The 21,715-nt window shown below is 68.1% G+C and carries 24 protein-coding genes and 1 riboswitch; of the genes, 14 read left to right on the top strand and 10 right to left on the bottom strand.

What is annotated here, in order from left to right:
• Positions 1 to 134: 134 nt before the first annotated feature.
• The 4 genes from gcvH to I4Q42_RS12820 all read right to left on the bottom strand — a co-directional run bounded on the left by gcvH (position 135) and on the right by I4Q42_RS12820 (position 3,586).
• A complete protein-coding gene (gene gcvH, locus I4Q42_RS12835; RefSeq protein WP_198576472.1) occupies positions 135 to 500 on the bottom strand; it encodes a glycine cleavage system protein GcvH in 366 nt (121 codons plus the stop codon).
• An 18-nt stretch (positions 501 to 518) separates the two neighbouring features.
• On the bottom strand, positions 519 to 1,631 hold the full coding sequence (gene gcvT, locus I4Q42_RS12830; protein ID WP_198576471.1) for a glycine cleavage system aminomethyltransferase GcvT: 1,113 nt from the start codon (positions 1,629 to 1,631) through the stop codon (positions 519 to 521).
• A 171-nt stretch (positions 1,632 to 1,802) separates the two neighbouring features.
• Positions 1,803 to 1,893, bottom strand: a riboswitch (glycine riboswitch).
• A gap of 169 nt (positions 1,894 to 2,062) precedes the next feature.
• Positions 2,063 to 2,494, bottom strand: a complete 432-nt coding sequence (locus I4Q42_RS12825) for a hypothetical protein (RefSeq protein WP_198576470.1) — start codon at positions 2,492 to 2,494, stop codon at positions 2,063 to 2,065.
• A 9-nt stretch (positions 2,495 to 2,503) separates the two neighbouring features.
• Complete coding sequence (locus I4Q42_RS12820; RefSeq protein ID WP_198576469.1) at positions 2,504 to 3,586, bottom strand: site-specific DNA-methyltransferase; 1,083 nt, start codon at positions 3,584 to 3,586, stop codon at positions 2,504 to 2,506.
• Positions 3,587 to 3,784: 198 nt separating this feature from the next.
• On the opposite strand from I4Q42_RS12820, the gene I4Q42_RS12815 reads away from it, so the two are divergent.
• Both I4Q42_RS12815 and I4Q42_RS12810 read left to right on the top strand, forming a co-directional pair.
• Positions 3,785 to 4,369: a dihydrofolate reductase family protein gene (locus I4Q42_RS12815; RefSeq protein ID WP_198576468.1), complete on the top strand. Its 585-nt coding sequence runs from the start codon at positions 3,785 to 3,787 to the stop codon at positions 4,367 to 4,369.
• A 119-nt stretch (positions 4,370 to 4,488) separates the two neighbouring features.
• The gene (locus I4Q42_RS12810) at positions 4,489 to 6,954 is read left to right on the top strand and encodes a TonB-dependent receptor (protein ID WP_198576467.1); all 2,466 of its coding nucleotides are present in this window, start codon (positions 4,489 to 4,491) and stop codon (positions 6,952 to 6,954) included.
• A gap of 245 nt (positions 6,955 to 7,199) precedes the next feature.
• Here the strand turns inward: I4Q42_RS12810 and I4Q42_RS12805 are convergent, their stop codons facing one another.
• Positions 7,200 to 8,255, bottom strand: a complete 1,056-nt coding sequence (locus tag I4Q42_RS12805; protein ID WP_198576466.1) for a DUF2855 family protein — start codon at positions 8,253 to 8,255, stop codon at positions 7,200 to 7,202.
• Positions 8,256 to 8,378: 123 nt separating this feature from the next.
• Between I4Q42_RS12805 and I4Q42_RS12800 the strand changes: the two genes are divergently transcribed.
• Positions 8,379 to 9,236, top strand: a complete 858-nt coding sequence (locus I4Q42_RS12800; RefSeq protein WP_198576465.1) for an SDR family oxidoreductase — start codon at positions 8,379 to 8,381, stop codon at positions 9,234 to 9,236.
• Positions 9,237 to 9,435: 199 nt separating this feature from the next.
• On the opposite strand, the gene I4Q42_RS12795 is transcribed toward I4Q42_RS12800, so the two are convergent.
• Entirely contained in the window at positions 9,436 to 9,762 is a 327-nt protein-coding gene (locus I4Q42_RS12795) for a TfoX/Sxy family protein (RefSeq protein WP_198576464.1), read from the bottom strand.
• Here I4Q42_RS12795 and I4Q42_RS12790 point away from each other — a divergent pair.
• Positions 9,761 to 10,240, top strand: a complete 480-nt coding sequence (locus I4Q42_RS12790) for a GNAT family N-acetyltransferase (protein ID WP_198576463.1) — start codon at positions 9,761 to 9,763, stop codon at positions 10,238 to 10,240. The genes I4Q42_RS12795 and I4Q42_RS12790 overlap by 2 nt on opposite strands.
• Positions 10,241 to 10,345: 105 nt before the next feature.
• Here the strand turns inward: I4Q42_RS12790 and I4Q42_RS12785 are convergent, their stop codons facing one another.
• Entirely contained in the window at positions 10,346 to 11,617 is a 1,272-nt protein-coding gene (locus tag I4Q42_RS12785; RefSeq protein WP_198576462.1) for an MFS transporter, read from the bottom strand.
• Positions 11,618 to 11,880: 263 nt separating this feature from the next.
• On the opposite strand from I4Q42_RS12785, the gene I4Q42_RS12780 reads away from it, so the two are divergent.
• From I4Q42_RS12780 to I4Q42_RS12765, 4 genes are all read left to right on the top strand, one after another.
• Positions 11,881 to 12,408 carry a GNAT family N-acetyltransferase gene (locus I4Q42_RS12780; RefSeq protein WP_198576461.1) on the top strand — a complete coding sequence of 176 codons (528 nt, stop codon included), beginning with the start codon at positions 11,881 to 11,883 and terminating at the stop codon, positions 12,406 to 12,408.
• A 44-nt stretch (positions 12,409 to 12,452) separates the two neighbouring features.
• Positions 12,453 to 13,028 carry a DUF1285 domain-containing protein gene (locus I4Q42_RS12775; RefSeq protein WP_198576645.1) on the top strand — a complete coding sequence of 192 codons (576 nt, stop codon included), beginning with the start codon at positions 12,453 to 12,455 and terminating at the stop codon, positions 13,026 to 13,028.
• Positions 13,025 to 13,717 (top strand): CoA pyrophosphatase, encoded by a 693-nt coding sequence (locus tag I4Q42_RS12770; protein WP_198576460.1) that lies wholly within the window; start codon positions 13,025 to 13,027, stop codon positions 13,715 to 13,717. The genes I4Q42_RS12775 and I4Q42_RS12770 overlap by 4 nt, the downstream gene beginning before the upstream one ends.
• Before the next feature lie 110 nt (positions 13,718 to 13,827).
• Positions 13,828 to 15,048 carry a CCA tRNA nucleotidyltransferase gene (locus tag I4Q42_RS12765; protein WP_232793107.1) on the top strand — a complete coding sequence of 407 codons (1,221 nt, stop codon included), beginning with the start codon at positions 13,828 to 13,830 and terminating at the stop codon, positions 15,046 to 15,048.
• Positions 15,049 to 15,176: 128 nt separating this feature from the next.
• On the opposite strand, the gene I4Q42_RS12760 is transcribed toward I4Q42_RS12765, so the two are convergent.
• On the bottom strand, positions 15,177 to 17,453 hold the full coding sequence (locus I4Q42_RS12760) for a TonB-dependent receptor (RefSeq protein ID WP_198576458.1): 2,277 nt from the start codon (positions 17,451 to 17,453) through the stop codon (positions 15,177 to 15,179).
• Between the two features lie 176 nt (positions 17,454 to 17,629).
• Between I4Q42_RS12760 and I4Q42_RS12755 the strand changes: the two genes are divergently transcribed.
• Entirely contained in the window at positions 17,630 to 17,932 is a 303-nt protein-coding gene (locus I4Q42_RS12755) for a cold-shock protein (protein WP_408611068.1), read from the top strand.
• Here I4Q42_RS12755 and I4Q42_RS12750 read toward each other — a convergent pair.
• Positions 17,914 to 18,183: a hypothetical protein gene (locus tag I4Q42_RS12750; RefSeq protein ID WP_198576457.1), complete on the bottom strand. Its 270-nt coding sequence runs from the start codon at positions 18,181 to 18,183 to the stop codon at positions 17,914 to 17,916. The genes I4Q42_RS12755 and I4Q42_RS12750 overlap by 19 nt on opposite strands.
• Positions 18,184 to 18,482: 299 nt before the next feature.
• Between I4Q42_RS12750 and I4Q42_RS12745 the strand changes: the two genes are divergently transcribed.
• From I4Q42_RS12745 to I4Q42_RS12735, 3 genes are all read left to right on the top strand, one after another.
• Positions 18,483 to 18,692, top strand: a complete 210-nt coding sequence (locus tag I4Q42_RS12745) for a cold-shock protein (RefSeq protein WP_198576456.1) — start codon at positions 18,483 to 18,485, stop codon at positions 18,690 to 18,692.
• A 66-nt stretch (positions 18,693 to 18,758) separates the two neighbouring features.
• Entirely contained in the window at positions 18,759 to 19,112 is a 354-nt protein-coding gene (locus I4Q42_RS12740; protein ID WP_198576455.1) for a DUF6481 family protein, read from the top strand.
• Between the two features lie 34 nt (positions 19,113 to 19,146).
• Positions 19,147 to 19,299 carry a hypothetical protein gene (locus tag I4Q42_RS12735; RefSeq protein WP_198576454.1) on the top strand — a complete coding sequence of 51 codons (153 nt, stop codon included), beginning with the start codon at positions 19,147 to 19,149 and terminating at the stop codon, positions 19,297 to 19,299.
• Between the two features lie 54 nt (positions 19,300 to 19,353).
• Here I4Q42_RS12735 and I4Q42_RS12730 read toward each other — a convergent pair whose 3' ends face one another.
• On the bottom strand, positions 19,354 to 19,620 hold the full coding sequence (locus I4Q42_RS12730; protein ID WP_198576453.1) for a hypothetical protein: 267 nt from the start codon (positions 19,618 to 19,620) through the stop codon (positions 19,354 to 19,356).
• Between the two features lie 232 nt (positions 19,621 to 19,852).
• Here I4Q42_RS12730 and I4Q42_RS12725 point away from each other — a divergent pair, with 232 nt between their 5' ends.
• Both I4Q42_RS12725 and I4Q42_RS12720 read left to right on the top strand, forming a co-directional pair.
• A complete protein-coding gene (locus I4Q42_RS12725; RefSeq protein ID WP_198576452.1) occupies positions 19,853 to 20,599 on the top strand; it encodes an electron transfer flavoprotein subunit beta/FixA family protein in 747 nt (248 codons plus the stop codon).
• Positions 20,599 to 21,540 carry an electron transfer flavoprotein subunit alpha/FixB family protein gene (locus I4Q42_RS12720; protein WP_198576451.1) on the top strand — a complete coding sequence of 314 codons (942 nt, stop codon included), beginning with the start codon at positions 20,599 to 20,601 and terminating at the stop codon, positions 21,538 to 21,540. The genes I4Q42_RS12725 and I4Q42_RS12720 overlap by 1 nt, the downstream gene beginning before the upstream one ends.
• Positions 21,541 to 21,715 lie beyond the last annotated feature (175 nt).

The raw sequence follows: 21,715 nt of genomic DNA, 5'->3' as shown, positions 1-21,715 counted from the left end.
CCTCGTCCTTCGACAGGCTCAGGATGAGGTTTTCTACTGCCGGGACTGTGTTTGATCCTCATCCTGAGCTTGTCCCCCGGGTCCGACCGTAGGTCGGCCCGAGGATGAACTCCGGACGAGGATCACGCACCGACCTAAAGCGTCGCCAGGAACGCCTCGTAGGCGTCGCGGTCCATCAGGGCGTCGACCTCGGCCGGGTTTGAAAGCTTCAGCTTGGCGAACCAGCCGCCGCTTTCCGGCAGGGCGTTGACGGTCTCGGGGGCGTCGCCCAGCTCGGCGTTGGCTTCCACGACCTCGCCCGACACCGGGGCGTAGACGTCGGAGGCGGCCTTGACGCTCTCGACGACGGCCAGGCCGTCGCCCTGGGCGACCGTCTTGCCGACTTCCGGAACTTCGACGAACACCACGTCGCCCAGTTGCTCGGCGGCGTAGGCGGTGATGCCGACGGTGGCGACGTCGCCTTCGACGGCGACCCATTCATGGTCCTTGGTGAAGCGCATGGTCTGGCCCTTGGTGGATTAGAGTTTGCGGACGTAACGGGTGGGAACGAACGGGGAGGCGACGACCTCGGCGGCCGCCGGCTTGCCCCGGACGATGACTTTCAACTGCGACCCGATCACGGCGTAGGCCGGGGGCACGAAGCCGATGGCGATGGCGCCGCCGAAGCTGGGGCCGAAGCCGCCGCTGGTGACCTTGCCGATGACGTTTCCGTCAGCGTCGGCGATCTCCGCGCCCTCGCGGGCCGGGGCGCCTTCCAGCACCTTCAGGTTCACGCGGATGCGCGACAGGTCGCCGGCCAGTTCCTTGGTGATCCGTTCGGCGCCCAGGAAGTCGCCGGCCTCGCGGCGGCTCTTGCCGACGGCGAAGTTCAGGCCGGCTTCGATCGGCGAGACGGTCTCGTCCAGGTCGTGGCCGTAGAGCGGCAGGCCCGCTTCCAGTCGCAGGCTGTCGCGGGCGCCCAGGCCGATCGGCTTGACGCGTTCGTCGGCCAGCAGGGTGTTCCAGACGCGCTCGGCGGCATCGGCCGGGACCGAGATCTCGTAGCCGTCCTCGCCGGTGTAGCCCGAGCGGGAGATGATGGCGTCGACGCCGAAGGCGGTCAGAGCGCGGGCGTCCATGAACACCATCGTGGCGGCTTCCGGCACGTGGGCGGCCAGGACGGCGGCGGCTTCGGGGCCTTGCAGGGCCAACAGCGCGCGGTCTTCCAGACGCTCGACCGTGGCCTCGTCGGCCAGGGTTTCTGCGATGATCTGGTAGTCGTTGTCCTTGCAGGCGCCGTTGACCACGACGAACAGGCCGTCGTCGTCGGGGCGGGCGGTCATCAGGTCGTCGATGATCCCGCCGTCCTCGTTCAGCAGCACGCCGTAGCGCTGCTTGCCGGGCTTGAGGCCCTGGTAGTCGGCCGAGACCACCTTCTCGAAGCTCTTGGCCGGGTTCTCGCCGCGCAGCCGGGCCTGGCCCATGTGCGAGACGTCGAACAGGCCCGCATGCTCGCGGGTCCAGAGGTGCTCCTTGAGCACGCCGTCCTTGTATTGCACGGGCATGGAATAGCCCGCGAACGGAACCATGCGGGCGCCGGCCGCCACATGGGCGTCGAACAGCGGGGTCTTCTTGAGGTCGTCGTTGGACACGCCAGGGCTCCGAAACGGGGTCGGCGACGCTACCGGCTTCCGCCGGTTGGTCGCGCCCCCGCTGTCCCTTTGGCCTGAGAGATTCCGGCGCTTCCGGCCCTGGCGAGGGCGGACGGCCTTGCTCCTTCGGCGTGCGATCCCTTTGCAGAGAGCGCCTCTTTCCAGCGTTCCTAAACCCGCGCGGTCCGTTTGCCTGAGCGTTTCCGGGGCGGTTGCGCCTTCGGCCTCGGGATCGAATCCCGACGTCTCCCGCGAGGGTCAAGCGGTCAATGGGCGAGGCGGGGGAGGGAGTCAAGCGGGGTCGGGGTTCGAGCCGGCTGGATCTGTTGCATGGCGTTTTCGACGCCATGCTCTTCTTCCGAGCATCCCCGCGAAGGCGGGGATCCAAGCCGAGGTGGCGGGCCTTGCAAGGCCGCGCCGCGTCTTCGAACTCAGCTTGGGTCCCCGCCTTCGCGGGGAAGGTCGGATTTCTGGGAAGGTGAGCCGTTCTTCACCGCGCCGCCCTGGCCGAGAAAGCCGACGATCAGGAACTGCAGCGTCGCGCCCATGGCCACGCCCAGCAGGGTGACGCCGAGCCAGGTGGTCGGCCCGGCCTTCGGGCCGGCGTTGGCTGTCCAGAGATAGACGGCCCAGAGGATCGCCGCGCCAGCCGCCGGTCCGATGAAGGCGAGGTTGGCCTTCGGGCCAAGCCGACGGCGGGCGATCAGCACCAGGATGGCGCAGCCGACGATCTCGATCAGCGGGCCGACGAGGCTGATCGGTCCGGCGTTGTCGGGGATGGCGGGTCCGCACAGCACCGTCAGTCCGATGGCCAGGCAGCCGATCGTCCAGTAGCGGCGAACGCCGATGGGTCCTTCTCTCACGCCCGTAGCTTAGGCGTGCGGCATCGACGCGCGGACCTGGGCGCGCAGGACGTCGATCGGGGCCAGGCCCGCGTCGGTCTTGAAGTGCCAGTAGGTCCAGCCGTTGCAGGCCGGGGCCGACTGCACCATGGCGCCGATCTTGTGGATCGAGCCCGACAGGTCGCCGACCGCGATGGAGCCGTCCGGACGCACCTTGGCCGCATGGTTGCCCTTGGCGCAGTACAGCGTGTCGCCCGGGTGCAGCAGACCGTTCTCGACGATGACGCCGAACGGCACGCGCGGCTCGGCCCGCTTGCTGCCCATGACGTCCAGGTCCTGCGGGGCGATCGGGATCACCTTGGCGATCCGCTCCTTGGCGTGGGCCACGTATTCGGCCTCGCGCTCGATGCCGACGAACTTGCGGCCCAGGCGCTTGGCGGCCGCGCCGGTGGTGCCGACGCCGAAGAACGGATCCAGGATCACGTCGCCCGGTTTGGTGGTCGACAGGATCACCCGGTAGAGCAGGGCTTCGGGCTTCTGGGTCGGGTGGGCCTTGTTTCCGTCGGCGCCCTTGATGCGCTCCTCGCCGGTGCACAGCGGGATGGTCCAGTCCGAGCGCATCTGCACCTCGTCATTGGCCATCTTCAGGGCGTCGTAGTTGAAGGTGTAGCGCTTGGCGTTCTGGCTCTTGGAGGCCCAGATCAGGGTCTCGTGGGCGTTGGCGAAGCGGGTGCCCTTGAAATTGGGCATCGGGTTGGTCTTGCGCCAGATGACGTCGTTGAGGATCCAGAAGCCCAGGTCCTGCACGGCCACGCCGACGCGGAAGATGTTGTGATAGCTGCCGATCACCCAGATCGCGCCGTCGTCCTTCAGGACGCGGCGGGCGGCCTTCAGCCACTCGCGGGTGAACTTGTCGTAGGCGGCGAAGCTTTCGAACTGGTCCCAGTGGTCGTCGACCGCGTCGACCTTGGAATTGTCCGGACGCAGCAGGTCGCCGCCGAGTTGCAGGTTGTAGGGCGGATCGGCGAAGATCAGGTCGACCGACTTCTCGGGCAAGGCGTTCATCGCCTCGATGCAGTCGCCCTGAATGATGGTTTCCAGCCCGAAGGACATGTCCGCTTCCCTGCAAAACACCCAAGGGAATCATGGAGTCCCGTGGTTACCCGGGAATGAACGGTCATGGTTAGCCACTGGTTAATCGCGATTCGAAAAGCCGTTAATCATGCTTGATGTTCTTGTAATGTTCCGTATCGTGGACTCGACCGAGGCGCGAAGGGCCGTCGGAGCCGGTGGTCAAGGCAGGGGAAGGGCATGGCGCTGATCCGCGGTTTCATCGCCTCCAGCCTCGATGGCCGCGTGGCCGACGCGGGCGGCGGGGTCGAGTGGCTGGCCCCGTTCCGCAAGGTCGATCCCGGCTACGGCGCCTTCATCGACGACGTCGGCACGGTGGTGATGGGCCGGCGCACCTACGACCTGATCCCGAGCCTGGGTACGGGCTGGCCCTATGCCGGCAAGCGCGGCTTCGTCGTCACCTCGCGGCGGGGCGATCCGGTGCAGCGCGGCGTGCGGTTCTGGCGCGAGGGCCTGCCCGACCTGATCGAGCGCCTGCGCGACCTTGACGACGGCGACGCCTGGGTGGTCGGCGGCGCCGGCCTGCTGGCCGCCTTCGCCGAGGCCGGGGCGCTGGACCGCCTGTCGCTGCTGATCGCGCCCGTGCTGCTGGGCGAGGGACTGCGGCTGTTTCCCGAACGGGCCGGCGCGCCGCGCGGCCTGGTGCTGCGCGGGACGGCGTCCCTGGCCATGGGCGTGGTGCGGCTGGACTACGAGCTGCCGCCGCTCAGGGCTGGGCGGGGCAGGGGGCGAACGGCCGGGTCCCAGGGCGTAGCGGAGGTTTAGAAGCGTCGTGAACCTCGCCTGTCGGGCGTCATCTAACCTTCGCGCGACCGACGTAACAGCGTCTTGCGACCGACATATCCGCCACCCCAGCGCGCCGCTTGGCGCACAAGGGGATGGATATGACTTTCAACACGAAGGGCCGCTCGGCCCTGATGTTCTGCGGCGCGGCCCTCGTGGCCCTGCTGGCGACGAGCGCCCAGGCGGCCGACACGGTTCCGGCGACCGCCGACACGACGAACCCTGACTCGACCGCCGTCGAGCAGGTCATCGTCACCAGCCAGAGCGAGACCCGCTCGGCCGTGGCCATGCAGGCCCAGCAGATCCAGCGCGTCCTCCCCGGCGCCAGCCCGCTGAAGGCCATCCAGTTCCTGCCCGGCGTCGTCTATCGGACCGCCGATCCGTGGGGCAACAACGAGCAGAACCTGTCGCTGTTCGTCCACGGCTTCTCGACCCAGCAACTGGGCTACACCCTCGACGGCGTGCCGCTGGGCGACCAGCAGTATGGCAACTACAACGGCCTGTCGGTGTCGCGAGCCATCACCAGCGAGAACGTCTCCCGCGTGACCCTGTCGTCCGGCGCTGGCTCGCTGGGCGTGGCCTCGACCAGCAACCTGGGCGGCGCCATCGAGACCTTCAGCCGCGACCCGTCGGCCGAGCGCGGTTTCACCGTGCGCCAGACCGTGGGCAGCAACGAGACCAGCCGCACCTTCCTGCGCCTCGACACCGGCGAGATCGCCGGCGGCTTCAAGGGCTATCTGTCGTACCTGCGCCACGACGCCAAGGCCTGGGACTTCGACGGCCACCAGCGCGGCCACCAGGTGAACCTGAAGGTCGATCGCGAGACCGAGAAGGGCGTGCTGACCTTCTACGCCGACTGGCAGATGAAGGTGGAGCCCAACGAGGACGCCACGGCCTTCGGCAACCAGCAGACCACGGCGGCGGCCAGCTACACGCCCTATACCCGCCCGTTCCTCTATCCGAACCTGGCGGCCTGCACGAGCAACCTGACGGGCGGCCCCGGCACCCCGCCGACGGCCCAGGGCAACAACTTCTCCAACTGCTTCAGCGCCGCCCAGCGCGAGGACATCCTGACCTACGTCAAGTACGCCTGGAAGCCGGTCGAGGACTTCACCTGGACCAACCAGGCCTACCATCACTACAATTTCGGCCGCGGGATCGTGGCCGGTCCGATCAACACCGCCGGCCTGCCGGCGCTGTTCGCCACCTACTATCCCAGCCTGGTGGTCGGCTCGAACACCAGCGCCGCCACCCTGACCAACATCGCCAACCTGTTCGGCGGCTCGGGCAACGCGGTGCGCACCACCGAGTACCGCATCAACCGCACGGGCCTGACCTCGACGGCCGAGTGGACCCTGGGCGACCACCAGATCAAGGGCGGCGTCTGGTTCGAGCACAATGAATCGGCCCAGCAGCGCGCCTGGTATCCGATGAGCGCCGCCAACAACAACCTGTCGCCCTACGACGTGCCGCGCGGCAAGAAGGTGCTGACCCAGTACGCCGCCGAGTTCTACGTCAACGACATCCAGCTGCACCTGCAGGACCAGTGGCGCGTGACGCCGAAGCTGCTGCTGCAGGCGGGCTTCAAGTCGAGCCTGCAGGACGCCACCGGCAAGTTCCCGATCAACCAGCAGAACCTGCCGACCGTGGCGGTGCCGGTCCACTATCCGACCGGCAGCATCGAGTCGAACAAGTGGTTCCTGCCGCAAGCCGGCCTGCTGTGGGACGCCACCGACAGCGAGCAGGTGTTCGTCAACGTCCAGCAGAACATGCGCCAGTTCATTCCCTACGGCGCGGGCAGCAACTTCTATGGCTTCTCGCCGTGGAGCCTGGGCACCCAGGCGGCCTTCGACCTGTTCAAGCAGACGGTGAAGCCCGAGACCTCCTGGACCTACGAGATCGGCCTGCGCAGCCGCCACGACGTGGCCTGGGGCCCGATCACCGGCGTCGAGGGCCAGATCAACGCCTATGACGTCAAGTTCAGCAACCGCCTGCTGAACATCGCGCCCTACAGCTTCATCAACCCCGGCCCGGCCATCCTGGCCAATGTCGGCGGCGTGACCTCCAAGGGCGTCGACGTGGCCGGCACGCTGAAGTTCGGCTCGAGCGTCCAGCTGTACAACGCCCTGTCCTACAACGAGGCCAAGTACGACTCCGACTACCAGAGCGGCACCACCACGGTGAACGGCGTGGCCACGCCCGTCACCGTGGCGACCGGCGGCAAGACCGTGCCGCTGACGCCCAAGTGGATGAACAAGACAGTGCTGCGCTTCAACCAGGGCAAGTTCGACGCCCAGCTCAGCGGCGACTATGTCGGCAAGCGTAACGTGACCTACCTCAACGACCTGTCGGTGAAGTCGATGATGCTGGTCGACCTGCAGGCCGGCTACACCTTCGACATGCCGGCCGACGGCCTGGTGAAGGGCCTGCGCGTCTCGGCCAACGTCACCAACCTCTTCGACAAGAAGGGCGTCTCGACGGCCAACGTCACCAGCAACTCGGGCGGCTACACCGCCTATGCCCAGGCCCCGCGCATGGGCTTCGTGACCCTGTCGGCGGACTTCTAGGCTTCAGGCGAACGACTGCGAACAGAGAGGCCCGGCGGGAAAACCGCCGGGCCTTTTTGTTTGGGGCTTGAGGACGGATCGAAAATCAGCTGTTCGCGCCTCTCAAATCCGCCTTCCCCGCGCAGGCGGGGATCCAAGCTGGATTTCAGGATGAGGCGCGGCCGTGACTTTCCCGCGGGCTCGGCTTGGATCCCCGCCTGCGCGGGGATGCTCGGTGAAAATCGTACAAGCCAGTGAATATCCGCTCAGGGCGCCAGCACCACCCCGACGTCCGGCGCGGTTCCGCCATCGACCTGGGCCAGGAACGCCGCCTGCATCGCGGCCTGTCCCTGCGAGGTCTGCACCGTCAGCCAGCGCGGGGCGTCGGCGACGAAGGGACCCCAGGCCGCGCCATAGCGGGTCTCGAACGCGCCGGGCGCCCAGTCCTGGCGGCGCTTGGCGATGCGATCGGGGGCGAAGAAGAAGACCGGCTTGGGGCCGGGCAGGGATCCGCCGCCTCGCTCCGTCTCCCAGTGCGTGCCGCCGACCAGCAGCGAGAAGGCCAGATCCTCGCCAAAGGTCTCGTGTACGGCCCGCAGCACCGCCGCGTCGCCGGCGAAGTCGACGAACACCGCGGGCCGCTCGATCGGCGCCGTCGGCAGGTCGGCATAGGCTACGACCTGGTCGTAGACGCCCAGGCCCTCGACGAAGCCGACATTGCGCGGCGAGGTCAGGCCAACGACCTTGGCGGCGCCGCGTCGCTTGAGCAGGTGAGCCAGGCCGATCGCCGTCTTGGCCGAGGCGCTGGACAGGATCACCGACTTGGCGCCGAACAGGGCGCTCTCGTCAAGAAAGTCCTCGATCAGGAACGAGGTGATGAACAGCGGCTGCAGCAGCGCCTTGTGCGCCTCCAGCCCGTCGTCTTCACCCACGGCCTGATACTGATTGTAGACCGCCGCCAGCTGGGCGCGGTGGGGCGAGACGTCGGTGAAGCCGGTGCGGCCGGGCTTGGCCTGCACGGTCAGGTGCGTCGACATCGGCCAGTAGCCGTAGAACCGCTGGCCGACGGCGATGTCCGGATGGGCCGAGGCCTCGACCCGGGCGTGGCCCCAGACCGGCACGCGGCCGAAGCCTTCCGGGGCCGGGAAGAAGTCCCAATAGCGCATGGTTTCGCCAAACACCGCGTAGGTGACGTTGTTGGCAGTCAGGGCGAAGCTCTCGATCGCCAGGCGCACCTGGCCGTCGTCGAGCGGCGGCGGCTCGACCTCGCGAAATTCCGTGCGGCGCAGGTCGGACTTGGCGACCAGAAAATCCCAGGCCATGGCAGGCTCCCGTTCGTCGCCGGGAGTAGGCGGCAGGACGTATCACAAGTCAAACGATCGTTTGAATTCTTGCCGCCCGCTGCGTCAGCGGCGCATGGTCGCCGGCAAAAGGGAGAAACGACCATGAGCCTCGCGGGCAAGACCCTGTTCATCACCGGCGCCAGCCGGGGCATCGGCCTGGCCATCGCGCTGCGCGCCGCTCGCGACGGGGCCAATATCGTCGTCGCCGCCAAGACCGCCGACCCGCACCCCAAGCTGCCCGGCACCATCTACACCGCCGCCGACGAGATCGCCGCGGCCGGCGGCGCGGCACTGCCGCTGGTGGTCGACGTGCGCGACGAGGCCAGCGTGCAGTCGGCGGTCGACCAGGCCGTCGAGCGGTTCGGGGGCATCGACATTCTCGTCAACAACGCCTCGGCCATCTCGCTGACCGGCACGCTGTCGACCGACATGAAGCGCTACGACCTGATGCACCAGGTCAATACGCGTGGCACCTTCCTGACATCGAAGGCCTGCATCCCGCACCTGAAGAAGTCGGCCAATCCGCACGTGCTGATGCTGTCGCCGCCGCTCGACATGTCGCCGCGCTGGTTCGGCGGCCACGTGGCCTACACCATGGCCAAGTTCGGCATGTCGATGTGCGTGCTGGGCATGGCTGAAGAGTTCCGCAGCGACGGGATCGCTTTCAACGCCCTGTGGCCGCGCACCGGCATCGCCACCGCCGCCATCCAGTTCGCCCTGACCGGCGAGGAGGGCCTGCGCCACTGCCGCACCCCCGAAATCATGGCCGACGCCGCCCACGCCATCTTCGAAAAGCCCTCGCGCGAGCTCACCGGCCAGTTCCTGATCGACGACACCTTCCTCTACAGCGAGGGCGTGCGCGACTTCGACAAGTACCGCGTCGATCCGACGGCCAGCCTGATGCCGGACTTCTTCGTGCCGGAGGACAGCGTCCCGCCGCCGGGCGTGGTGATCGGTTAGGAGGAGCGCTCCCCGTCGAACCTTCAACACCCGTAAAATCCCCGCGAAAGCGGGGACCCAGGTGTTTTATCGTCGAGCGTCGTGGGTTGCAGAAAAAGCCTGGGTCCCCGCTTTCGCGGGGATTTTACGGAAGAGGGGCAAGCACCGATTCCTCCCACGCCTGCGGCGCGGGCCCCTCCCTCTCCCTCTGGGAGAGGTGCTACTTGCGCTTCCGCCCCGCCACGGCCAGCGCCTTCCGCGCCCACTCGACCAGCAGGTCCGGGTCGTCCATGGCGTCGGCCGGGGCGCTCCAGTAGGCCATGGGCTTGCCTTCGCCGAAGGGGTCGAAGGCGTGGGCGCCGGCGGCTTCGAACTGGGGTTTGAGCGCGTCATCGCCCTTGAGGTAGAGGGTGTCGTCGTCGAGGATCGCGAAGAACAGGCCGTTGGCGTAGAGACCGACCCCGCCGAACATCCGCTTGGACTTCAGCTGTCCCAGCGGGGCCAGCTGCTCCAGCACGAACTCCAGGAAGTCATTCGAAACCGCCATGTCCGTCACCATCCGTCCCGCCGCGCCCGCCGACGCCGGCCTGATCCTGTCGTTCGTCCGCGACCTGGCGGAGTACGAGAAGCTGCTGCATGCGGTGGAGGCCACGCAAGCCCATGTCGAGGCGGCGCTGTTCTGCGAGCATCCCAAGGCCTTCTGCGACATCGCCGAGATCGACGGCGAGGCGGTGGGCTTTGCCTTGCGGTTCTACAACTTCTCGACCTTCGTCGGCCGGCACGGGATCTATCTGGAGGACCTGTTCGTGCGGCCGGCCGCGCGGGGTTCAGGCGCCGGCAAGGCGCTGCTGGCGAACCTCGCCCGCCGCTGCGTGGCCGAGAACCTCGGCCGCCTGGAATGGGCCGTGCTCGACTGGAACGCCCCGTCGATCGCCTTCTATGACAGCCTCGGAGCGGCGGCGATGGACGAGTGGATCGTGCGGCGGATGACGGGCGAGGCGCTGAAAAGGCTTGCCGACGCCTGAGGGCGAAATCCTCGCCCTTCGACAAGCTCAGGGTGAGGATTTCGATGCTGGCGTCGGCTCTGACCCTCATCCTGAGCTTGTCGAAGGACGAGGGTCACGCACCGCCTACTCCAGCCGGTCGGCCTTGCGCAGCGCCGGGAACAGCCAGGCCCAGGTTCCGGTGACGACCATCGCCCCGAGGCCCCCGAACACCGCCGCGCCGACCGGGCCGAGCAGCCAGGCGACCGCGCCGCTTTCGACCTCGCCCAGTTCGTTGGAGGCGCTGATGAACACGCCCGAGACGGCCGAGACCCGGCCGCGCATGGCGTCGGGGGTGACGATCTGCACCAGGGTCTGGCGGACATAGACCGAGACCATGTCAGCCCCGCCCAGCACGGCCAGGGCGCCGACCGTCAGCCAGACCCATTGCGACAGGCCAAAGACCACGGTGGCCGCGCCGAATACGAACACGCCGGCGAACATGATCCGGCCGGCATGGCGACGGATCGGGTTGCTGGCCAGGTAGATGCCGACCAGGGTCGCGCCGATGGCCGGCGAGGCGCGCAGCAGGCCAAAGCCGCCCGGGCCGATGTGCAGCACGTCGCGGGCGAACACCGGCAGCAGGGCCGTGGCGCCCCCGAGGATCACCGCGAACATGTCGAGCGAGATCGAGCCGAAGACGATCTTGTTGTTCCAGACATAGGCCAGGCCTTCCTTGATCAGCTCCAGGCGCGAACCGGACTGCGGCTCGGGCGTGGTCGACCGGCGGATGGCCGAGGTCAGCAGGATGCCGACGAGATAGAGGCCGGCGGCGCCGCCGAAGGCCATGCCCGCCGAATGCACCAGCAGCAGGCCGCCGAGCGCGGGGCCGACGATCGAGCCGGCCTGCCAGGCCAGCGAGTTCCAGGCGATGGCGCGCGGCAGCAGGGGGCGGGGCACCAGCATCGGCCCCATGGCGCTGACGGCCGGCGACATGAAGGCCCGGCTGGCGCCGAAGAACACCGCGACCATGAAGATCGGCCACAGGGCGTGGACGCCTCGCACCGCCAGGCCGAACAGGATCAGCACGCTGACGATGTCGATCCCCAGGGTGACCATGGCGATGTGCTTGCGGCTGCGGCGGTCGGCCGTCTCGCCGGCCAGCAGGGTCAGCAGGAACAGCGGCAGGAACTGCGCCAGGCCGATCATGCTAACCATGAAGGCGGACTCGCCGACCGACATGGTCTGGCGGGCGATGGCGTAGACCTGCCAGCCCAGGGCCACGGCCTGGATCTGCACGCCGAGCGTGCCGACGAAGCGCGAGCCCCAGAACAGCAGGTAGTCCCGCTCGCGCAGCAGGGCGCGGGTGGACGTGTCGGGGGCGATTTCGGCGGCGGCCGGCGGGGAGGGGTCTGACATTTCGGCGCGGACCCTGCCTCGTGAGGCGAAGCGTCGCAATCGCGTTTGTCTCATAAGCCCGTCGATTTCGTTGACGCGCGGGTCATACGGCCCTATGCCGCCCGCCTCTGCCATGGGAGAGCGCCGCCGATGCGACGCCTGCGACGAACCTGCGCCGCGCGGACCGAGGTCCACGCCTGAACGCCCCGGAAAGGCGGCCGTCGCGGCCGCGTCACGCGCCGGGGATAAAGCCCCCTGCACGTACCCGGATCATCGTCGCCCCCATGACTGTTTCTTCTGCTTTCGCCGCCGCCATTCCCCAGGACGCCCCCGCCATCGCGGTCGAGGCCCCGCATCACGCCGCCGCCGTCGAGGCCCTGGTCGATCGCGCCTTCGGGCCAGGCCGGTTCGCCAAGTCGTCCGAGCGCCTGCGCGAGGGTAACCACAAGCTGGACGCCTGCTCGTTCGTGGCCCTGCGCGGCGACCTGGTGATCGGCAGCGTGCGCCTGTGGCCGGTGACGATCGGCGGCAAGCCGGCGGCCTTTCTGGGGCCGCTGGCGGTCGATGCGACCCAGCGCAGCGCCGGCCTGGGCCAGGCCCTGGTCGAGGCCGCCTGCGCCGCAGCGGCTCAGGCCGGCTGGAGCGCCGTGCTGCTGGTCGGCGACGCGCCCTATTTCGCCCGCATCGGCTTTTCCGCCGCCCCGGCCGCCAAGGTCGTGATGCCCGGTCCTGCCGATCAGCGCCGGGTGCTGCTGAAAGCCCTTACCCCGGGCGGCGACGAAGGTTTCGAAGGCCGCGTGGCCGTCGCCTAGCGGCTTTGCTTGAGCCGGGCGCGCGCATGGCCTACCTGAAGGCCATGCCCTCCGACACAGCCCCCACCGGACTTCAAGGCGTCGCCGACGCCGCCAAGGCGGCTGGGAGCGGCGGCCTGCCGCCGGTGCACCTGTGGCATCCCGCCCACTGCGGCGACATCGACATCCGCATCCGCAAGGACGGGGTCTGGTTCCACGAGGGCTCGCCGATCGGGCGCGAGGCCCTGGTGCGATTGTTCTCGACCATCCTGCGGCGCGACCCCGACGGCTTCCACCTGGTCACGCCAGTCGAGAAGATGAAGATCGTCGTCGAGGACGCGCCGTTCATCGCCGTGCGTGTCGATCGCGACGGCGAGGCGCTGCGGTTCCTGACCAATGTCGGCGACGCGGTCGAGGCGGGGCCCGACAACGCCATCCGCGTCGAGATCGACGCCGAGACCGGCGAACCCCGGCCCTATCTGCACGTGCGGCGCGGGCTGGAAGCGCTGATCGCCCGGCCGGTGTTCTACGAGCTGGTCGAGCTGGCCGCCGAGCGCGACACGGCCGACGGCCCGCGCCTGGGCGTGGCCTCGAACGGCGCCTGGTTCCCGATCGGGCCGGCAGGAGCCCACCTGGCATGATCCCGCAGACCGACATCGCGGCGCGGCGGGCCTTCATCCGCGGCCGCCTGGACCAGATCGAAAACTACGATCCGTCCCTGCAGACCGACTGGCGTTCGGATTACGACCTCAATCCCGGCCTGCAGATGGACAATCCGCACGCCCTGCGGCCGGCGGCGGTGCTGATCGGCCTGGTCGAGCGCGGCGACGGCCTGAACGTCATCCTGACCCGCCGCTCGGACGCCCTGCGCAGCCACACCGGCCAGATCGCCTTTCCCGGCGGGCGCTGCGATCCGGGCGAGACGCCCTGGGGCACGGCCCTGCGCGAGGCGCACGAGGAGGTGGGCCTCGACCCCCGCTTCGTCGAGGTGGCCGGCATGCTGCACGGCTACGCCACGGTGACCGGCTTCCACGTGACGCCGGTGGTCGGCTTCGTCGATCCGGCCGCCGAGCTGGTCGCCAATCCCGACGAGGTGGCCGACGTCTTCGAGACGCCGTTCGACTTCCTGATGGACCCCGCCAACCACCAGCGCCAGCATCGCGATACGCCCACCGGCCCGCGCTTCTTCTACGCCATGCCGTGGAACGAGCGCTTCATCTGGGGGGCGACGGCCGGCATGCTGCGGGCCTTGTACGAGCGCCTGCATCCCGAACTTCCGACAGCTGGGGACGACGGTGTTTCTTCCTTGGCGCGCCCGTCCATTCCCTGAAATAGTCCCTTGATTGGTAAGGCGTCCTTCCCGTGACGACGGGTCGTGCCATTCCGTTGCGTAAGGGGATTGAGCGCGTGGAAGCCCAGACCATCGGCAAGGCGCCGTGGATGACCTGGCCGGAGACCAAGGCGGTGATCGCCGCCCTGGAGGCCAAGGGCCGTCCGGGCTGCGCCCGCTTCGTCGGCGGCTGCGTACGCAACACCCTGATGGGCAAGCCGGTCGACGATATCGACATCGCCACCACCCTGACGCCCGACGAGGTGATCGAGGCGCTGGGCGAGGCCAAGCTCAAGGCGATTCCGACGGGCGTCGACCACGGCACGGTCACGGCGGTGTCGGGCAAGATTCCGTTCGAGATCACCACCCTGCGCCGCGACGTCTCGACCGACGGCCGCCGGGCGGTGGTGGCCTTCACCCACGCCTGGGAAGAGGACGCCCAGCGTCGCGACTTCCGCTTCAACGCCCTCTATGTCGATGGCGACGGGCGGCTCTACGACCCCACCGGCCACGGGGTGCAGGACGCCAAGGACGGCAAGGTGGTGTTCGTCGGCGAGCCGATGACGCGCATCCGCGAGGACTATCTGCGGATCCTGCGCTTCTTCCGGTTCCAGGCCTGGTACGGCAAGGGCGAGCCCGACCAGAAGGCCCTGGCCGCCTGCAAGGCGCTGAAGGGCTTGGTCTCTGGCCGCGCGGCCGAGCGCACCCAGAAGGAGATCCTCAAGCTGCTGGCGGCCGACGATCCGCGTCCGGCCCTGCGGCTGATGGCGGCCACCGGCGTGCTGGCGGCGATCCTGCCGTTCGTCAAATCGCTGGCCCGCCTCGACGGCCTGGTCGCCATCGAGACCGAGCAGCTGTTCGAGAACGACGTCGAACTGCGCCTGGCGGCCCTGATCCCCGACGACGTCGCCCTGGCCCGCGAAGTCGCCGAGCGCCTGCGGCTGTCCAACGCCCTCAAGGAGCGGCTGGTCGAGGTGGTCGGGACCTCGCCGCGCATCGTCTCGTGGATGAGCCCGCGCGAGGCCCGCCGGGCCGTCTACGCCCTGGGCCTGCGCACCTTCACCGACCGGGTGAAGCTGGCCTGGGCCGCCTCGACCCGCCCAGCCACCACCCCGCAGTGGCGCGCCCTGCTGGCCCTGGCCGAGAACTGGGACCCGCCGACCTTCCCGCTGACCGGCGAGGAGGTGATGCGGGCCGGCGTGCCCAAGGGGCCGCTGGTCGGCGAGGTGATGCGCGAGGTCGAGATCTGGTGGATCGACCAGGACTTCATCGAGGACAAGCTGTCGGTGATCGAGCGCCTGAAGGCGGTGGTCCAAGGCATGGCGGTCTAGAAGATTATCCAGCGCGTGGTCCTCGCCCTTCGACAAGCTCAGGGTGAGGACCATCTGCAGGGCTCGGCGTCAGAAAAACCTCATCCTGGGCTTGTCGAAGGACGAGGTTTTCGCCGCGATCGCCTCCCTCAATACCGATACTTCACCCGGAGCGTCACCCGGCGCGGGTCGTTGTAGTAGCCGACACCGAACAGAGAGGCGGTGGCGTAGTAGGACTCGCCGCAGTTGGAGCATTCCAGCGCCGCTTCCCAGTGGCCCTCGTCGTCGCGATAGACGATGCCGACATTGGCCAACGTGCTGGCCGGGGTCTTGGCGAAGCTGGTGATCACGGGCGTCGTTCCGCCATAGGGCGTGGCGGTGATCGTCGCGCCGTCGTTGTAGCTGCTGGTCCAGAAGGCCTGGGAATAGCTCAGCGAGCCGTTGAGGCTGAAGGACCCGTTCAGGTCGGGGGCGGGGACGCGATAGCTGACGCCCAGAGTCGCCTGCACCGACGGGAAGCGCACCGGCGTGTCGCCGGTCGTGGTGCAGTTGGTCGGCTCGGGGCGAGTGGAACAGGGGATGGTCCCGGCCGAACCGCCGAAGCGGGCCGGCACGTTCGCATATTCCCGGTGCGCGGCCGAGCCGCCGGCGAAGAGATCGAGGGCGGGCGTGGGGCTGGCCGAGACCTCCAGTTCCAGGCCGTAGGCGCGCAGGTCGCCGGAATTGCGGGTGACGAACGAGGCGCCGCCCGTGCTGGCCAGCATCTGCAGATCCTGGACGTCCTCGTAATAGGCCGTGGCGTTGACCCGCAGGCGGCGGTCCAGCCAGTCGGTGCGGGCCCCGGTCTCATACGACCAGGCCTTTTCCGGGCCGAAGATGGTCACGCCCGCGGCGCTGGTGACCCGGGTGTTCCAGCCGCCAGACTTGAAGCCGTTGGTGGCCGAGACGAACAGCATCCGGTCGTCGTCCAGCTTGTAGGACAGCGCCACGCGCGGGGTGAACCGTTCGGTCGTCTGCTCCAGCGGAATGCCGCGCGCGACCAGGTTGGCGCTGGTGAGGCGCAGGGCGGCGGCCGGCAGGGCGACGGTGATTCCGGCCGGATAGCTGGCCTTGCCGGTGTCGTAATAGGCGAGGGTCTTTTCCTCGTGGGTGTAGCGCCCGCCGACGGTCAGGGTCAGGGGATCGGACAGGGCGATGTCGGCCTGGGCGTAGATCGCGCTGGAGGTCGCGCCGTTCTTCATCACCCAGTCGGAGATCAGGCGGCTGAAATAGTCGACCTGGGCGGTCTTGTTGTCCTCGTCGAGATAGAACAGGCCCGCCACCCAGCGCGCCCGGCCGGTCTGGCCGGTCAGCTTCAGCTCCTGGGTGAACTGCTGGTTGGTGATCTCGCTGGCCATCACATAGCCGCCGCGCGACGAGGCGCCGTTGAAGAAGTCGATGACGAAGCCCTGGTCGACGCTGCGATAGCCGGTGATCAGGTTGACGGTGGCCCAGCCCAGGTCGTGGCGCAGGTTCGAGGTCAGGCCCGCCGTGCGCACCCGGGCGCAGTTGCCCAGCGAATAGGTCAGGTAGGTGTTGATGACGTCCTGGTCGCACTCGCCCGCGCGCAGGCCCGAGCGCGAGGCGTAGGCCGGATCGACAGGATTGGAGCCCAGGGTGGTCTTGGCCTGGTCGACATAATCGACCGAGAGGTCCCAGGTGGTGGCCGCGCTGGGCAGCAGGCGCACCGCCGCCCGGGCGCCGGAGGCGTCCTCGCCGTTCAGCTTTTCGCCGGTGGTCAGGCTGCGGCCGTAGCCGGCGTCATCGACCCGGAAGGCCGAGACCTTGGTCAGCACCTTGTCGCTCAGCGGCACGTCGACCGCGCCGCGCAGCAGCTGGCGATCGAAGCTGCCGTACGAGGTTTCGACAAACCAGCCGAACTCCGGGGCCGGCTTGCGCAGGGTGATCGAGACGGCGCCGCCGGTAGTGTTGCGGCCGAACAACGTGCCCTGCGGCCCGCGCAGCACCTCGACCTGCTCTACGTCGAACAGCGAGACGGCGTTGGCGTTCTGGCGAGCGAAATAGATCTCGTCGACATAGGTGGCGACCGGCACGTCGAACGAGGCGATCTGCTCGGTCGAGCCCAGGCCGCGGATGTAGAAGGTCAGGGCCGAACCGGTGCCGGTGTTGAGGCCGCCGGTGACGCTGGGCACGAAGCGGGTCAGGTCGGTGGTGTCGCGGATCTGCTGGGCTTCCAGCTGGCGGGGGCTGAGCGCCGTCACCGCCAGGGGCACGTCCTGCAGGTTCTCCGAGCGGCGCTGGGCGGTGACCACCACCTCCTCGACGCCGGCGGGCTCCGGGTTGGACGCCGTCTGGGCGAGGGCCGAGCCGCCGGCCAGCAGGGTCGCCAGCAGGCTTGCGGCGATCGGGGTCTTAAGCTGAAGCATCGCGCCCTCCATCCTTGACGCCGGCGGTTCGGCGCGGCGGTAAGGAGGATCGGCAAGCGAAAAATCGTCGTTCCACCAATGTGACGGCTGTCCGACTGTCGGACGAACCTCGTGGGCTGAGCGGGCCCGGACCGGCGCGGCGCCCAATCCGGCGGCGATGGCCCTGGCTTGTATGGATGCTTGGCGCCCGCAATAGTCGTGTTTCGCGTGGCGCCAGCCTGGTGTGGCGCGAGAAGGGGGGCGTGGGCATGCCGACGGGCAGGGTGAAGTGGTTCAACACCGCCAAGGGCTTTGGCTACATCGAGGGCGATGATGGCGACGACGTCAGGGTCTATGCCGTCACGGTCGAGCGATCAGGCCTGCCGCCGCTCCAGGAGGGGCAGCGGGTCGCCTGCGAGGTAGGAGCCCGACCCGCGCACCAATCATATGAAGGCCAACCAGCTGAAGCTTGCCTAGGGTCCTATCTCAGCTCGAAATAGGCCGTGCCGTCGCCTTCGGTGTGGGCGACGATGGCGATCTCATGCTCGACGCCGTCGTCCAGGGTCAGACGGCCGCCGCCGGCGCGGAAGGCCTCGCGCATCGCCGCGGGATCGCCCGTCAGGCTGCCCTTGCCGGTGCGCCGTCCTGAGGACGTGCCGGACATCAGCAGTGAAAAGTCGATCTCCTGCCGTTGGCGGGAGATGGTCAGGGCGCCGGCGCCGGTACGCGGGATGGGAGGAGCTTTACGCATGAAGATAGAACGCCGAGCTTGGCCGTTCGATCCTTCTCCCGAAAAATATCTCCAGCGCTGATGTCTTGAAGAAATAAAAGACGCCTTCAGCTTGACCGGAATAATGAGAAAGATTCGAAATCGCTTGTTATCAAGGCGGTGGGCGCGCATGATATGGCGATCGAATATCGCAACGGTTCGGCCGCTCTCCACGCTTGTTCTTAGGATCGAGCGCCCGAGTCCATCCAAAACCTCTCCGAAAATTTGATCGCGTGGACCATTCTGGCCGCGCGGCTACACCTGTCTTAAGGATATCCCCCATGACGACCGGCACCGTGAAGTGGTTCAACTCCACCAAGGGCTTTGGCTTCATTCAACCCGACGACGGCGGCGCGGACGTGTTCGTGCACATCTCGGCAGTCGAGCGCTCGACCCTGGGCTCGCTCAACGAAGGCCAGAAGGTCTCCTTCGAGCTCGAGCGCGATCAGCGCAGCGGCAAGATGTCGGCCGGCCAACTGCAGGCCGCCTGATCCATCTGGCCTGACTTGGCTTCGTCGCCCGCGGGATCTTCCCGCGGGCGTTTTCGAAAGGATCCCATGAACGCACCGCAAAAGAGCGCGCCGCAGAACGTCGGCCATGCCGAGCGCCTCAAGGCCGCGTCTCTGGCCAAGGCGGCCCTTCTGGCCAAGTTCAAGCCCAAGGCGACTGTCACCGACCCGCAGTTCGACGATCGTGACGCCCTGCGCGCGGCCGAACTGGCCGCCGTCCGCAAGGATCGCTCCGCCGCCCGGGCCAAGGCCAAGGCCGAGACCGCCGAGCGCCAGGCCGCCGTGACGGAAGAAGCACTTGCCGCCAAGCGTGGAGCGCGTAAGGAACGCAAGGCGCTGACCAACGCTGAAGCCAAGGCGAAGCGCGACGCCCGTTACGCTGCGCGCAAGGCTCGTGCCTGACCGCGCAATCCCTTTCTGTCTCCCGGGAGCACGCATGGCCCGCAAGCCGAACTACAATTTCGAACGCCAGGAACGCGAGCGCCTGAAGGCGGCCAAGGCCGCGGAAAAAGCCGCCGAGAAGGCCGCTGAAAAAGCCGCCAAGCGGGCCGAGGCCGGCGACGCCGGCGAAGACGGTCCCTCGAACTAGGCTTGCCTGGGCCGTCGCGGCCCGGCAATCGCCCACTAGCGGCGGGCGAGGTCTCTACTTCTTTTCCGGTTTCCGCACCGACGGGCCGTCCATCTTGGACGTGTCGGTGTTGATGGCCGGAAGGTTCGCCGGGCGGCCGGTCAGGGTCTCGATCGGATAGATCGTCCCGCACTTGAGCCATTTGCCGGCCCAGGCGCCGCCGCGCGCCTCGCACTTCGCCTTCGGCCACACCCACAGGTAATGGTAGCCGAACACGCCGACGATGCTGGCGAGGAAGATGCCGATGAAGATGATCTTCAGGCGGTTGATCGTGCGGTTCATGGCGGCGTCTTAAGCACCGGCCGCGCTATGTGGCTAGCCCCATTTCGCGCGGCGGAGCGCCGGACGGCGCTGACGATGCGCGCAAGGTGTCGTACATTTGTTTGAATGATCCCTGAAAAAGAGCATTACGCTTACGTCAGGGGAAACTTGCAAACCTGTGCGGACGCGCTAAGTCGTTCGTCCAAGCAGGGGAAACCTCGAAAGAGAAGCAGCCAGGAGGCGGCGTAGACCGATGAAGGTTCTGGTCCCGGTCAAACGGGTTATCGATTATAACGTGAAGGCTCGGGTCAAAGCCGACCAGACGGGCGTCGACCTGGCGAACGTCAAGATGTCGATGAACCCGTTCTGCGAGATCGCGGTCGAAGAGGCCGTTCGCCTCAAGGAAAAGGGCGCGGCGACCGAGGTCGTCATCGTCTCGATCGGCCCGGCTCAAGCCCAGGAAACCATCCGCACGGCCCTGGCCATGGGCGGCGACCGCGGCATCCTGATCACCAGCGACGCCGACCTCGAGCCCCTGGCCGTGGCCAAGCTGCTGAAGGCCGTCGTGGCCGAAGAGCAGCCGGGTCTGGTGCTGATGGGCAAGCAGGCCATCGACGGCGACAACAACGCCGTGGGCCAGATGCTGTCGGCCCTGCTCGACTGGCCGCAGGCGACCTACGCCTCGGCGATCGAGATCACCGGTTCGGCCGCCAAGGTCACCCGTGAAGTCGACGGCGGCCTGCAGACGCTCGACGTCGACCTGCCGGCCGTGATCACCGCCGACCTGCGCCTCAACGAGCCGCGCTACGCTTCCTTGCCCAACATCATGAAGGCCAAGAAGAAGGAAATCGCGCAGAAGACCGTCGCCGACTACGGCGTTGACGTCGCTCCGCGCCTGACCGTCGTCAAGGTCACCGAGCCGCCGAAGCGTTCGGCCGGCATCAAGGTCGAGACCGCCGCCGATCTCGTTTCCAAGCTCACGACCGCGGGGGTGCTGTAATGGCCGTTCTCGTCATCGCCGATAACGACAACGCGCACCTGCGCGACGGCACCCACAAGACCGTCACCGCCGCCCTGAAGCTGTCGGGCGACGTGGACGTGCTGGTGCTGGGTTCGGGCGTCTCGGCCGTCGCGGCCGAGGCCGCCAAGATCTCCGGCGTCCGCAAGGTGCTGACCGCCGAGAGCGACGCCCTGGGTCACGGCGTCGCCGAGGCTCAAGCCGACGCCGCCCTGGCGCTCGCGGGCAATTACGACGCGATCCTCGTCCCGGCCACGGCCGGCGGCAAGAACTTCGCCCCGCGCATCGCCGCCAAGCTCGACGTCGCGCCGATCAGCGACATCATCGAGGTGGTGTCGGCCGACACCTTCGTTCGTCCGATCTACGCCGGCAACGCGCTGGAGACCGTCCAGTCGTCCGACGCCAAGAAGGTGATCACCGTCCGTCCGACCGCCTTCCCGGCGGCCGGCGAAGGCGGCTCGGCCTCGATCGAAGCCGTCTCGGGCGCCGATGCGGCCAAGACCCGCTTCGTCAGCGAAGAGATGGTCAAGTCGGACCGTCCGGAACTGGCCGCGGCCAAGATCGTCGTCTCGGGCGGCCGCGCCATGGGCTCGGCCGAAGAGTTCCAGGCGGTCATCGAGCCCCTGGCCGACAAGCTGGGCGCCGCCGTCGGCGCCAGCCGCGCCGCCGTCGACGCCGGCTACGCCCCGAACGACTACCAGGTCGGTCAGACCGGCAAGGTCGTCGCCCCGCAGCTCTACATCGCCGTGGGCATCTCGGGCGCCATCCAGCACCTGGCCGGCATGAAGGACTCCAAGGTGATCGTCGCGATCAACAAGGACGCCGACGCGCCGATCTTCCAGGTCGCCGATTACGGCCTGGTCGCCGACTACAAGTCGGCCGTGCCGGACCTGATGAGCGCGCTGACCGCCGCCGGCAAGTAAGCCTTCTCGCTTCGGTGAGATCGGAAGGCCCGGGAGCGATCCCGGGCCTTTTGTTTGTTCTGTCCTGCCTCGTCGCCCCCACCCCGAGCATCCCCGCCTTCGCGGGGATGCTCGGGGTGGGGGGCTTCTATTCCGGTTGTCCGCGCAATCTGCAATGATCCACGACAGGCGCCCA

The sequence above is a fragment of the Caulobacter hibisci genome (assembly GCF_016135805.1).
GTDB classification, from domain to species: domain Bacteria; phylum Pseudomonadota; class Alphaproteobacteria; order Caulobacterales; family Caulobacteraceae; genus Caulobacter; species Caulobacter hibisci.
Note: the sequence above shows the minus strand (reverse complement) of the source record. Positions and strands in the feature narration are given on the sequence as shown.

What these genes read in the sequence shown, in the direction of transcription:
- I4Q42_RS12760 (WP_198576458.1), bottom strand. Translation starts at nt 17,453, where the DNA reads ATGCTTCAGCTTAAGACCCCGATCGCCGCAAGCCTGCTGGCGACCCTG.
- I4Q42_RS12730 (WP_198576453.1), bottom strand. Translation starts at nt 19,620, where the DNA reads ATGAACCGCACGATCAACCGCCTGAAGATCATCTTCATCGGCATCTTC.
- I4Q42_RS12820 (WP_198576469.1), bottom strand. Translation starts at nt 3,586, where the DNA reads ATGTCCTTCGGGCTGGAAACCATCATTCAGGGCGACTGCATCGAGGCG.
- I4Q42_RS12765 (WP_232793107.1), top strand. Translation starts at nt 13,828, where the DNA reads ATGACCTGGCCGGAGACCAAGGCGGTGATCGCCGCCCTGGAGGCCAAG.
- I4Q42_RS12745 (WP_198576456.1), top strand. Translation starts at nt 18,483, where the DNA reads ATGACGACCGGCACCGTGAAGTGGTTCAACTCCACCAAGGGCTTTGGC.
- I4Q42_RS12770 (WP_198576460.1), top strand. Translation starts at nt 13,025, where the DNA reads ATGATCCCGCAGACCGACATCGCGGCGCGGCGGGCCTTCATCCGCGGC.
- I4Q42_RS12720 (WP_198576451.1), top strand. Translation starts at nt 20,599, where the DNA reads ATGGCCGTTCTCGTCATCGCCGATAACGACAACGCGCACCTGCGCGAC.
- I4Q42_RS12775 (WP_198576645.1), top strand. Translation starts at nt 12,453, where the DNA reads ATGCCCTCCGACACAGCCCCCACCGGACTTCAAGGCGTCGCCGACGCC.
- gcvH (WP_198576472.1), bottom strand. Translation starts at nt 500, where the DNA reads ATGCGCTTCACCAAGGACCATGAATGGGTCGCCGTCGAAGGCGACGTC.
- I4Q42_RS12785 (WP_198576462.1), bottom strand. Translation starts at nt 11,617, where the DNA reads ATGTCAGACCCCTCCCCGCCGGCCGCCGCCGAAATCGCCCCCGACACG.
- I4Q42_RS12750 (WP_198576457.1), bottom strand. Translation starts at nt 18,183, where the DNA reads ATGCGTAAAGCTCCTCCCATCCCGCGTACCGGCGCCGGCGCCCTGACC.
- I4Q42_RS12780 (WP_198576461.1), top strand. Translation starts at nt 11,881, where the DNA reads ATGACTGTTTCTTCTGCTTTCGCCGCCGCCATTCCCCAGGACGCCCCC.
- I4Q42_RS12815 (WP_198576468.1), top strand. Translation starts at nt 3,785, where the DNA reads ATGGCGCTGATCCGCGGTTTCATCGCCTCCAGCCTCGATGGCCGCGTG.
- I4Q42_RS12790 (WP_198576463.1), top strand. Translation starts at nt 9,761, where the DNA reads ATGTCCGTCACCATCCGTCCCGCCGCGCCCGCCGACGCCGGCCTGATC.
- I4Q42_RS12800 (WP_198576465.1), top strand. Translation starts at nt 8,379, where the DNA reads ATGAGCCTCGCGGGCAAGACCCTGTTCATCACCGGCGCCAGCCGGGGC.
- I4Q42_RS12795 (WP_198576464.1), bottom strand. Translation starts at nt 9,762, where the DNA reads ATGGCGGTTTCGAATGACTTCCTGGAGTTCGTGCTGGAGCAGCTGGCC.
- I4Q42_RS12810 (WP_198576467.1), top strand. Translation starts at nt 4,489, where the DNA reads ATGACTTTCAACACGAAGGGCCGCTCGGCCCTGATGTTCTGCGGCGCG.
- I4Q42_RS12725 (WP_198576452.1), top strand. Translation starts at nt 19,853, where the DNA reads ATGAAGGTTCTGGTCCCGGTCAAACGGGTTATCGATTATAACGTGAAG.
- I4Q42_RS12735 (WP_198576454.1), top strand. Translation starts at nt 19,147, where the DNA reads ATGGCCCGCAAGCCGAACTACAATTTCGAACGCCAGGAACGCGAGCGC.
- I4Q42_RS12740 (WP_198576455.1), top strand. Translation starts at nt 18,759, where the DNA reads ATGAACGCACCGCAAAAGAGCGCGCCGCAGAACGTCGGCCATGCCGAG.
- I4Q42_RS12805 (WP_198576466.1), bottom strand. Translation starts at nt 8,255, where the DNA reads ATGGCCTGGGATTTTCTGGTCGCCAAGTCCGACCTGCGCCGCACGGAA.
- I4Q42_RS12755 (WP_408611068.1), top strand. Translation starts at nt 17,630, where the DNA reads ATGCTTGGCGCCCGCAATAGTCGTGTTTCGCGTGGCGCCAGCCTGGTG.